A 13,630-nucleotide genomic window follows, 5' to 3' on the forward strand; every position below is an offset into this window, starting at 1 on the left:
AAAAATGAATAGCAATGGATAAGATAGGATGCTATTCTAGATTTAGATTTGTCATAATTATATAATGCACTTGAAAAAAACATTTACCAACAGTAGCATTCCCACATAGTAAGTCTTCTAAATAACGCCTGACATGATGAAAACTCATACTTTCTCGTCCCGAATAGGGATTATCCGCAATACTTTCGTTGCAATCATCATTCTTTTAACGCTCTTTTACTCGAAATCGTATGCGCAAAATAAAGTTTTTGCAAATAACGTGTCTGCACAAAGCAGGGTCGATAATGCAAGCAATGCCACACTGAACGATAACACTTTTGCTACTGTAAATTCTTACGGCGGAATTGCTGTTGGTATTGGTGGGTATAGTGGAGAGCTTGAATTGAAATATCCAACTCCACTTTTGGAAGGAGTTACTTCTTATATCAGAATAGATTTTGACGGAGATATACTGAACAGATTACTGGGAGGTAGTTTAGGCGGATTACTTGCTAACGTAGGCGGTACAGTAGTATTGGGGAACCACTCGTTTGAGGTAGGTGCCAGAAATGGTGCTTCTACAGTATTAACAGGTAGCAGTACAGCAGCGTTTTCTACTGATAACATTAAAATTGTTAAAGATGCCAACGGTTTCTTTTATGTAGCAATAAGGCCGGCACAGGCTTATGACCGTGTGTATATTAAAGACGTTACGAATGCTGTTTTGCTTGGTGTTAGTAATAGTACCAGAGTGTATAATGCATTTTATGTATCTGGCACCGATCCTTGTGCACAGGCATTTGCAACAGGCTTTGAGGGAACAGGAATAACACTGGATGCTTTGCAACTTGGAAGTTCGGGCGTAACCAATAGTGAACGGGCAATTGATGCCGATCCAAACAATTTTTCTACATTAAGTTTAGGTGTACTTGGCGTGACTTCATCCATCAGCCAAAATTTTTATTTTACAACTCCTTCAAATGCTGGTGATGATATTAACCTAAGATTCAGTTCTACGCCTGCACTGCTAACCGCAGGAGTTTTGCAAAACATTTCGGTAACGGCATATAGCGGCGATACCCAGGTGTATTCAACTACAGCTGCTTCTTTATTAAATTTAGATTTACTTGGTTTACTTAACAGCGGTCAGCCGGTAACTGTTCCTTTCTCACCGGGGGCAGCCGTGGTATACGATCGGGTTAAAGTTACATTAGGTTCGGTTTTAACTTTAAATGCTACACAAACCATTAATGTTTATGGCGTAACACGTTCGGCACCAAGACCAACTTTTACTGCGCCTGCAAGTAATGCAATAGCAGCATGTTACAATACAACAGTGCCTTTAACAGCTACCACAGCTAATGCCAATGAATTAATCTGGTATGATGTGATAGAAGGTGGAACGGCATTACAAACAGTAGCCTACAATGGAACTTTTACTACGCCGGCATTAACCGCCAACAAAACTTATTATGTTGCAGCCCGAAAGTCAGGCTGTACAACAGAATCGACAAGGGTACCTGTGGTGATTACCGTAAACCCGCAAATTATTTTTAATGGTGCTACCTTAACCAATGGTACACCTGGCTTTGCTTATGCTAAACAATTGGATGTAGCAACTGGTGGTACTGCAGGTTATACTTATGCTTTAGCTGCGGGAAGTACTTTACCGGCAGGCTTAACTTTATCTGCTACAGGTGCAATTACTGGCACACCAACTGTAGCTAATGCTTATACTTTTTCGGTTGTAGCAACTGATGCCAAAGGCTGTAAAGCTACCGCAACCTATAGTTTAACGGTTACTGCTGGATTGGTGCTTACACCAGGTGCATTACCAAACGGTATTACAGGAACGGTTTACCCAACACAAACCATTCCTGCTGCAACCGGTGGAACCGGACCGTATGTTTATACTGCAACAGGCGTTCCTCCGGGTTTAACTTTTAATCCAACAACAAGAGAAATTACCGGAACGCCAACCCAACCTGGTAACTATACCATTCCGGTTACTGTTGTTGATGCAAATGGCAATACCATTACTTCAAATTATACTGTAAAAATTACTGATCCTTTATTATTACCTCCAGCAACTTTGGCTGATGGTACTACCGGAACAGTTTATACTACACAGATTATTCCAAGTGCAACTGGTGGCACCACGCCTTATACTTATTCGGCAACTGGTTTGCCTCCGGGCTTAACCTTTAATCCATCTACCAAAGCCATTACAGGTACGCCAACTACAGCGGGTACTTTTACCGTGCCGGTTACCGTAACAGATGCTGATGGAAAAACGGTTACCACCAATTATACCATTAATGTAAACAACCCATTGTTGTTGCCTGCAGCAACTTTGCCTGATGGAACTGAAGGAACGGTTTATGCTACGCAAACTTTACCAAGTGCAACTGGTGGCGTTGGTCCTTATACTTATGCTGCTACAGGTTTGCCCGCGGGATTATCATTTAACCCAACTACAAGAGAGGTTACCGGTACGCCAACCCAGGCAGGTAATTATACCATTGGTGTTACGGTTACCGATAGCCAGGGTAAAACTGCTAATAACACTTATCCAATTAAAGTAAATGGTACCTTAACCTTACCAACCAGAACTTTACCTAACGGAATTGTTGGTACTTCTTATTTGCCACAAACTTTACCTGCGGTAACAGGAGGCACGGCTCCATATACTTATGCCGCTACAAACCTTCCTCCGGGCTTATCATTTAACCCAACTACAAGAGAAATTACAGGAACGCCAACTCAGGGTGGTACTTATAATGTTGCTGTAACTGCTACAGATGCCAATAACAATAAAGCAACTACAACTTATGCAATAACGGTAAAGGTTAATGCTCCGGTTGTGGCTTCTGCAACAGTTTGTACCGGCAGCACTGCTACTTTAACGGTAAGCAACCTGCAAGCTGGTGTAACCTATAACTGGTATGCCTCTACAGGAAGTACTCCACTGGTAACAGGCAATAACGGTACTTTTGTAACACCAGCAATAAGCTCGGCAACGGTATTTTATGTTGAGGCTGTTTCTGGAACAGCAATCAGCACAAGAACATCTGTTACAGTTTCTGTTAATCCGCCTGCAACTTTAGCAACGGTTACTACAAATAACCAGGTAATCAACTCTGGCCAAACTACAACATTAACGGCAACTGCTGACGCAGGAAATACCATTGCCTGGTTTGATGCGCCAACTGGCGGAACACAAGTAGGATCTGGAACTTCGTTCACCACACCAGCTTTAACTGCAACCAAAATATATTATATTGAAACTACAAGTGCCAATGGATGTATAAGCGCAAGTCGCGTTCCGGTAACTGTAACCGTAATTAACGGTGGTGGTGCAACGGCTTGTAATGCAGCTAATGGACAGAGTACCGGTATTAATGGTATTTGTTTATTATGCGCAGTAAACGGTGCGGGTAACTCAACCGATGCGAATGCAAACAACTTTACAAGAATTTCTCTTGCTGTAGGTGCTACGGCAACTGGTTACCAACAATTAATTTTCCCATCTACAGGGGTTGCTACTGATAGCATCCGCTTAGATTTGGCCTTACCAACCGGTTTAGCTGATGTTGGTTTATTAAACAATGTAACTGTTACCGTATTAAACGGTACTACAGTTGTTAAAACCGTACAATTAAACGGTGGCTTATTAAGTCTTCAACTTTTATCCGGAAACCGCTTTGCAGCAACTGTTTTAGCAGGTGGTGCTTACGATAGGGTACAAGTGAGTTTTGGTGCATTGGTTTCGGCCTTAACCAGTTTAGATATTTATGGTGCCACTGTGGTTTATCCAAACCCAACATTTATCGCAGGTGCACAATCCATTTGTTCAGGCAGCACTGCAACATTAAGCGCAACTGCAAACGGAGGTACAACTTTGGCCTGGTTTGATGCGCCAACAGGTGGAAATCAGGTAGGAACAGGTGCAAACTTCACTACTCCGGCATTAACAGCAACCACAACTTATTATGTGCAGGTAAGCAAAGGTACCTGTTCAAATACAACAAGAGTTCCGGTGGTTATTAGCGTTAACCCTGCCATTGTATTTGCGGGTACAACTTTAACCAATGCAACAATTGCTTCTCCATACAGTAAACAACTTCCGGTAGCAACTGGTGGTACACCTGGTTATACTTACACACTGGCTTCGGGCAGTACTTTACCCGCAGGTTTAACTTTATCAACAGCAGGTTTGGTGAGCGGAACACCAACTGCAACAAGTAATCCAACATTTGATGTTGTTGCAACTGATACAAAAGGATGCAGTACAACTTCAACATTTACTTTAACTGTAACACCAGCATTGGCTCTGGCTCCGGGAGCATTGCCTAACGGTGTAACAGGTACAGCTTATACTACAAACGGAATTCCAGCTGCAACTGGCGGAACTGGTCCGTATACTTATACAGCTACCTCCCTTCCTCCGGGATTAACTTTTAACCCTGCAACAAGAGAAATTACAGGAACCCCAACTCAAATTGGAACATATACTATTCCGGTTACCGTAACAGATGCCAATGGCAATACCATTACGGCTAACTACACAATAAAAGTAACCGATCCTTTGGTTTTACCAGCAGCAACTTTAGCCAATGGAACCACAGGAACAGTTTATCCTACACAAACTATTCCATCTGCAACAGGTGGATCTACACCTTATACTTATGCCGCAACTGGTCTTCCTCCGGGATTAACTTTTGATCCTGCTACCAGAGCAATTTCAGGCACGCCAACACAAGCTGGTACTTTTACTGTACCGGTAACGGTTACCGATGCTGATGGAAAAACTGCAACCAATAACTATACAATTGTAGTGGTTGATCCTTTATTGTTACCTGCGGCAACCTTGCCTGATGGTACAGAAGGTACTGTTTATGCTACACAAACCTTACCATCTGCAACTGGTGGTGTTGGTCCTTATACTTATGTGGGCACTAACCTTCCGGCTGGTTTAACTTTTAACCCGGCAACAAGAGAAGTTTCGGGAACACCTACACAGGCGGGTAATTATGCTATAGGCGTAACTGCAACAGATAGTGAAGGCAGAACCGCAAGTAACACCTATGCGTTAAAAGTAATCGGTGTATTATCGTTACCTGGTGCAACTTTGCCAAATGGTATTGTTGGTACACCTTATCCAACGCAAACTTTACCAGCGGTAACAGGTGGCACAGCACCATATACTTATTTAGCAACAAACCTTCCTCCGGGATTAAGTTTTAATACTGCAACAAGAGAAATTACAGGAACCCCAACTTTAGGCGGAACCTTTACCATCTCTTTAACTGCAACTGATGCAAATGGAAACAAAGCAACAACAGCTTATAGCATAACGGTAACCGTTAATGCTCCGGTAGTTGCTGCGGCAACCGTTTGTGCAGGTAGCTCTGCTACGTTAAGCGTTAGCAATTTACAGGCTGGGGTAACTTATAACTGGTATGCTGCTACAGGCAGTACGCCATTGGTTACCAATAATACTGGCGTTTTTGTAACACCAGTAGTAACTGCTCCTACTGTGTTTTATGTAGAGGCAGTATCTGGCACTGCAATAAGTTCTAGAACAGCGGTTAACGTTTCAGTTAACCCTCCGGCAACTTTGGCAACGGTAACTACCAATAGCCAGGTAATTAATGCTGGCCAATCTACCACCTTGTTGGCTACGGCTGATGCAGGCAACACCATTCAATGGTACGATGCTGCTACCGGCGGAACGCAGGTTGGCACAGGTACTTCATTTACTACGCCAACATTAGCTGCCACCACAACTTATTATGTAGAAACAACAAATGCAAGCGGATGTAAAAGCGCAAGCCGTGTTCCGGTAACTGTTACTGTTTTAAACAACGGTGGTGGTACAGCATGTAATGCAGCCAATGCGCAAAACTCTGGTATAACCGGAATCTGTTTATTATGTGGCATTACCGGTGCAGGAAATTCTACAGATGCAGATCCTGCCAACTTTACCAGAATATCACTTTCTGTAGGTGTTGGTTCTTCAGGATACCAACAATTAATTTTCCCTGCTGCTGGTACAGCTACAGACAGTTTACGCTTAGATTTGGCATTGCCAACCGGATTGGCCGATGTAGGTTTGTTGAACAATGTAACCGTTACCGTATTAAACGGCACTACAGTGGTTAAAACCGTACAGTTAAACGGTGGCTTATTAAATCTTCAACTTTTATCGGGCAACCGTTTCGCTGCAACAATATTGGCAGGTGGTGCTTATGATAGGGTACAAGTTAGCTTTGGGGCATTGGTAACTGCTTTAACCAGTTTAGATGTTTATGGTGCTACCGTAATTTATCCAAACCCAACAGTAACAGCAGGCGCACAAACCATTTGTGCTGGCAGTACTGCAACTTTAACTGCGACAGCAAACGGCGGTACAACTTTGGCTTGGTACGATGCTGCAACTGGCGGTACACAATTGGCCACAGGCGAAACATTTACTACACCAGCTTTAACAGCTACTACAACTTATTATATACAGATTAGCAAAGGTGGTTGCGCGAACGTAACAAGAGTTCCGGTTACGGTAACCGTTACACCGGCATTACCAACACCGGTATTGGCAACAATTGCCAATGTTTGCGAGGGATCATCTGCAACTTTATCGGTTGCTAATCCAGATGCTGCGGTAACTTATAAATGGTACGATGCTGCAACAGGTGGAAACTTGATATTCACCGGTGCGGTTTTCCCAACACCGGCATTAACGGCGGCTACTACTTATTATGTAGAGGCATCACAAGGAAACTGTACAAGTGCTGCACGTGCTGCCGCCGCAGTATCAGTAAATCCTCGTCCGGTTTTACCAGTGGTAACTGCAAGTTCATCGACTGTAAGTCCAGGTCAAACTGCCATTTTAACGGCGAGTTCAGCAGATCCAACAAATACTTTCAATTGGTATACTTCTAATACTTCAACTACACCAATTTATGTAGGTGCAACTTATGTTACTCCTCCATTATTGGCTACTACCACTTATTATGTAGAATCAGTTTCTACCAATGGTTGTACTTCAGCAAGCCGTGTTCAGGTAACGATTACGGTTGATGGTAACGGATCTCCTAACCCGGTACCATGTGAGGCTGCAACCACACAAGTTGGTGGGGTTACAGGAGTAGCTTTATTATCGGGTGTGTTTAACCCGGCTTTAGCGATTGATAACGATACGCAAACAGCTTCTTCACTGGTAATGCCTGTTGGCGCACTTGGCGCATCGGTTTACCAGAGAGTGGGTTTTGGCTCACTATCTAAAGTTGGCGATACGGTACGTGTATTAATATCATCACCAGGAAAACTATTGTCACTTTCTCTATTGGGAAATGCTGCGATAGCCACTTATATTGGCACCAACAGCAATGGTGATTCGCGTTTATTAAACGATAACTTATTAAATATTCAGCTGTTAAGCGGTAATACTCAGGCTTTAATCACTTTTGTACCAACCAGTGTTTTTGATGGGGTAGAAGTAAGGTTAAATTCAGGGGTATTGGGTGCTTTAACATCAATCAATTTAAATTACGCACAACGTATTTTGGTTGCACCAACGGTAACTTCTGCAAATGTTACTGCTTGTGTAGGCCAAACTGCACAGCTTGAAGTGAGTAACCCATCGGCAAGTTTAACTTACAGGTGGTATGATGCTACAGGCACATACTTAAGCGGTAAAGACGGTATTATATTTACTACTCCGGTTTTAACTGGCGGCACTAAATTCTACGTTGCAGCAGTTTCTGCTACTGGTTGTGTAAGTTATAAAACAGTTGTAAACGTAACTACAAACCCAGACTCCGGTAACCCCAGATCTGCTTTCAGCATCGGTTAATACCTGCCCTAATACATCGGTTACCTTCCAGGTTAAAAATCCAATTGCAGGTACTACTTACAACTGGTACGATAGTGCAACCTCTACAACAGTATTGTTTACCGGCGATAACTTTACAACGCCTTTAATTACTGCAAATACAAGTTATTTTGTAGCAGCGGTAAATGGCTGTGGTACATCATCAACAAGAACAGAAGGTAAAATTATATTGGGTACTATTGATGTTCCGGTAATTACACCACCATCAATTACCATTAGTGAAGGTGCTGTTGCAGTATTAAAAGCAACTTCGAGTACTGCAGGTGCTACTATTAACTGGTACACCACAGCAAACGGAATGGTGCCTGTATTTACAGGTGAAACTTATGTAACGCCACAGTTAACCACTACCACCACCTATTATGTAGAAGCCACTGTGCCTGGCGGTTGTACTGCAACAAGCAGGGCAACTGTAACCGTTACAGTAATACCTAACGGCAACCCGGTAGTTACACCTTGTGGTGCGGCTACAACTACTGTTGCAAGTGGTGTAACTGGTTTAGGTGTATTGGCAGGTGTATTTAACCCAACATTTGCGGTTGATAACGATATCAATACAGGATCTAGCCTGGTTATCCCGGTAGGCTTATTGGGTTCTTCGGTTTACCATCAAGTTGGTTTTACTGGTTTATCAAATGTGGGTGATACTTTAAGGGTAAAAATTACCACTCCGGGTACATTACTTTCGGTAGCTGTATTGCCAAACTTAACGGTAACCACTTTCCAGGGTACTACTAGCAATAACGATGCGGTTTCTGTATCGAACCCATTAATCAATTTAAAATTATTATCAGGCGGAACATCAGCCATATTAACTTTCGTACCAACCAGTAGATTCGACGGGGTAGAACTAAGATTAAGTTCAGGCTTGCTTGGTGCTTTAACTTCTGTTAATTTAGATTATGCCCAAAGGGTAATCACTACGCCAACCGTTACAGCCGCTACGGCGAGTGCTTGTCAAGGATCATCTGCAACCTTAAGTGTTCAGAATCCGCAGGCAGGAGTAACATACAAATGGTACTTAGGCACAACTTACCAGGCAGGAAAAGACGGTGTAACTTTTACAACCGATCCAGCTTTAACTGCCGGAACGTATACCTATTCGGTAACTGCTACAGCCAATGGTTGCGAAACGTTAGGTACTAAAGTGGTGGTAACTGTTTTACCTCCGGCGGTAACACCTATTCCATCAACAACCAATCCGGCTACAACCTGTATTGGTACTTCAGCTACTTTAAGTGTGCAGGCAGTTGCAGGTATTACTTACAACTGGTACGATGCAGCTGTGGGTGGCAATATGCTGGTAACCAATAACAGCAATTTTACCACACCGGCAAACCTTGCGGCGGGCACATACAACTATTATGTAGAAGCAGTGAGTGGCGCAGGTTGTACCAACCCAACTCGTGCGGTGGTTTCAATCACGGTTAATCCTTCAGCATTAGCTACCGATTTAACTGTAACCGGAACAACATCTTTATGTGCATCTGGTATAGCAGTTCTTACTGCAACAAGCACAACAGTAACAAGCCCGGTATTTACCTGGTATACTGATGCGGCCTTAACACAGGTTGCCTTTGTTGGTGCAGTATTTAATACGCCAGCAATTAATGTAACCACCAAGTATTATGTTACCGTTAGCGGAACCAATAAATGTGCAAATACGCCAGGTAATGCCAAAGAAGTTACCATTACGGTAAATCCTGTTGCAGGCCCAACTGATATCAACGTAGCCGGAACAAGCACCACTTGCGGTGGCTCTTCAGTTACTTTAAATGCCACAAGCACAACGGTAACCAACCCAATATTTACCTGGTATAGTGATGCTGCCTTAACAACAGTAGCATTTACAGGCGCAAACTTTATTACCCCGGCACTTAGTGCCACCACCACTTATTATGTAACGGTTAAAGGTGATAACAAATGTGAAAATACTGCGGCAACTGCCAAACCGATAACCATAACGGTTAATCCGGCAGCAACTGATGCAGATATTGCCATTACCGGAATTACCTCAATCTGTAAAGGTTCTACAGCTGCACTGTCTGCTTCAACAACAACAGTAATTAACCCTGTATTTACCTGGTATAGCAATGCTGCTTTAACTACCGTAGCATATGTTGGGGCTAGTTTTACAACACCTGCACTTAACGCAACCACCACTTATTATGTAACAGTTAGAGGTGATAATAAATGTGAAAACTTAGCCGCAAACGCTAAGGTTGTAACTGTAACGGTTAATGATTTTGCCACTGCTGCGGATATTGCAGTAAGCGATGCTAAAATCTGTGCAGGCTCTACCACAATGTTAATGGCTTCGAGCACAACGGTAACACAACCGGTATTTACATGGTACAGCGATGCATCGTTAACCAGCGTGGTATTTACAGGACCAACGTTTACCGTAACCGGATTAACAGCCACAACTACTTATTATGTAACGGTTAAAGGTGCCAACAAATGTGAAAACAGTGCGGCAGATGCTAAAGTGGTAACGGTAACTGTTAATCCACTGGCTACTACTACTGATATTATCCTGAGCGGAAGCACATCGGCTTGCGCAGGATCATCGGCAGTATTAAGTGCAACATCTTCAACTGTAACCAACCCGGTATTTACCTGGTACAGTGATGCAGCCTTAACCAATGTAAGTTTTATCGGTGCCACTTATACCACACCTGCATTAAATAGCACAACCACTTACTACGTAACTGTAAAAGGTGATAATAAATGTGAAAATGCACCGGGTACTGCAAGGGTAATTACCATCACGGTAAATCCTGTTGCAACTGCTTCGGATATTACAGCTACTGATGCAACCATCTGCGCAGGATCTGGAACTACTTTGGTGGCCAGCACTACAACTGTAACCAACCCTACCTTTACCTGGTATAATGATGCTGCTTTAACTTCGGTAGCTTATGTAGGAACATCATTTGTTACCCCGGTATTAACTGCAACAACAAAATACTATGTTACAGTAAAAGGTGATAACAAATGTGAAAATTCTGGTACTACTGCAAAAGTGGTAACTGTAAATGTAAACCAGGGAGCAACCCTTGCAGACATTACTTTATCTGCACCAACTTTAGTGTGCGGATCGGGTACGGCTGTAATTAATGCAAGTTCTACAACAGTAACAAACCCAGTATTTACCTGGTATAATGATGCTTCATTAACAAGTGTAGCCTTTACCGGCCCAATATTTACCACGCCGGTATTAACCACTACAACCACTTACTATGTAACCGTAAAAGGAACCAACAGATGTGAAAACACAGCAGCAAATGCAGCCGCAGTTACCATTAAAGTTAATCCTATAGCAGTTGCCAGTGATGTTGTAGTAAATGGATCAACAAACATATGCGGAGGTTCTGCCGCGGTATTAACGGCAAGTAGCACAACAGTTACCAACCCAGTATTTACCTGGTATACCAATGCAACTTTAACTGATGTGGCTTTTGTAGGCGCAGTATTTACAACACCAACATTAACAGCTAACACTACTTATTATGTTACAGTTAAAGGAGATAACAAATGCGAAAACAGTGCAGCAACAGCTAAATCTGTTAACGTTGTGGTTAACCCGGTAGCTTCAGCAACTGATGTTACTGCGGCAGATGCAACCATCTGTGCAGGATCGTCGGCCAGCTTAGTAGCCAGCACTACAACAGTAACCAACCCAATATTTACCTGGTACAGTGATGCTGCTTTAACAACACCATTGTTTACAGGTGCAACCTTTAATACGCCAGCACTAACTGCAACTACTAAATATTACCTCACGGTAAAAGGTGATAACAGATGTGAAAGTTCTGCTGCAAATGCAAAAGTGGTTACCGTAAATGTTAATGCAGGTGCAACAGCGGCAGATATTACTTTATCTACGCCAGCAAGGGTATGTGGTTCAGGAACAGCAGTAATCAATGCCAGTTCTACAACAGTAACCAATCCTGTATTTACATGGTACAACGATGCTTCATTAACAAGTGTAGCCTTTACCGGCCCAATATTTACCACACCGGTATTAACCACTACAACAACTTATTATGTAACGGTTAAAGGAAGCAACAAATGTGAAAACACCGCAGCTAACGCTAAAACAGTAACCATTACTGTTAATCCAATTGCTGTGGCAACAGATATAGCCGTAAACGGATCAACTTCAGTATGTGCAAGCTCAGCAGCAACATTGGCAGCAACAAGCACAACGGTAGCCAATCCGATATTTACCTGGTATAGCGATGCAGCATTAAATACAGTGGTGTTTACCGGTCCGATATTTACTACGCCAGTATTAACTGCAAGCACAACATATTATGTAACTGTTAAGGGCGATAACAAATGTGAAAACACTGCAGCTACAGCAAGGGCAGTAGCCATAACGGTAAATGCGATACCAAATAACCCTGTGGTTTCCGTACCAAACGGCGGTATATGTGCCGGCGACGGAGCTACATTAACCGTAAGCAACGCACAGCCTGGTGTTACTTACGAATGGTACAATGCAGCAGTTGGTGGTAATTTATTATTCACCGGTACAACCTATAATGTTACTGCATTGGCTGCAACAACCGATTATTACATTTTAGCAATCGGAACAGGTGGTTGCAACAACAACGGAGGCCGTGTTAAAGTAACGGTAACAGTTAATGCTAAACCAACTGTACCAACAGTAGCTTCAACATCGGTGAGTGTATGTTCAGGAAGCCCTGCTATATTAACGGTTACAAATCCTCAGGCAGGTGTTACTTATAACTGGTATACAGCTGCGGCAGGTGGAACATTGGCCGGTACAGGTGTAAACTTTACCACTCCGGCAGTTACTGCAAACACCACTTATTATGTAGAAGGTGCAAACGGAACATGTATCTCATCATCAAGAACAGCGGTAAATGTAGTTGCTTTGCCAGTACCAGTTGCACCAGCATCGGTAACAGCAGCAAACGGAACACTTTGCTCGGGTAGCTCAACCATATTAACTGTAAACAATCCGGTTGCCGGCTTAATTTACAGATGGTATGCTGCAAGCTCTAACGGCCCTGTACTTGCAGAAGGTATAACCTTTACCACACCAAACTTAACCGCTACCACAATTTACTATGTAGAGGCAATTGCTGTAGGCGGTTGTGCTAGTCCAACAAGAACAGCGGTTACGGTAACCATACTTCCGGTATTGGATAAACCAGCGGTAGTAGTACAAAGTACAACAGCAAATAGCATCACGTTTGCATGGGCTGCGGTTGCAGGTGCTACGGCTTACGAAGTATCGTTGGATAATGGTTTAACCTGGATCAATCCAACAAATGGATCAACCGGAACAACTTACCTGGTTACTGGCTTAAAACCAGATCAGAGTGTAAGCATCCTGGTAAGAGCCAGAGGACAGATTGAATGTCAAACCAGTGCAAATGGTAGTGTAACTGGTAAAGCAGCTAATCCGTTCGGAGATCAGGTGTACATACCAAATGCATTTACGCCAAACAACGATGGTAAAAATGATACCTTCCTAATTTATGGTAATACCATAGCAGGAGCTAAAATGAGTATTTACACACAATGGGGTCAGTTGATATTCCAATCAGATAATGTAGCAAATGGATGGGATGGAACTTTCAAAGGTGTAAATCAACCAATCGGGGTGTATGTGTATATGGTTGATATTACATTCACCAATGGTACAACATCATTAAGAAAAGGTACAGTAACGCTGATTAGATAAGAAGAGGATTAATAATAAACAGATAAAATCAA

Annotated in this window: 2 protein-coding genes; both read left to right on the forward strand. The window is 42.8% G+C overall.

Features of this window, described 5'->3' with window-relative positions; all coding sequences use genetic code 11:
- The first annotated feature begins 133 nt into the window (after nt 1-133).
- The gene (locus tag AC0IWE_RS24070) at nt 134-7,837 is read left to right on the forward strand and encodes an Ig-like domain-containing protein (protein ID WP_471795052.1); all 7,704 of its coding nucleotides are present in this window, start codon (nt 134-136) and stop codon (nt 7,835-7,837) included.
- Nucleotides 7,818-13,598, forward strand: coding sequence for an Ig-like domain-containing protein (locus tag AC0IWE_RS24075; protein WP_471795336.1), 5,781 nt, complete (start codon nt 7,818-7,820; stop codon nt 13,596-13,598). The genes AC0IWE_RS24070 and AC0IWE_RS24075 overlap by 20 nt, the downstream gene beginning before the upstream one ends.
- The last annotated feature ends 32 nt before the right edge of the window (nt 13,599-13,630 follow it).

The sequence above is a fragment of the Pedobacter sp. AC402 genome (assembly GCF_979252805.1).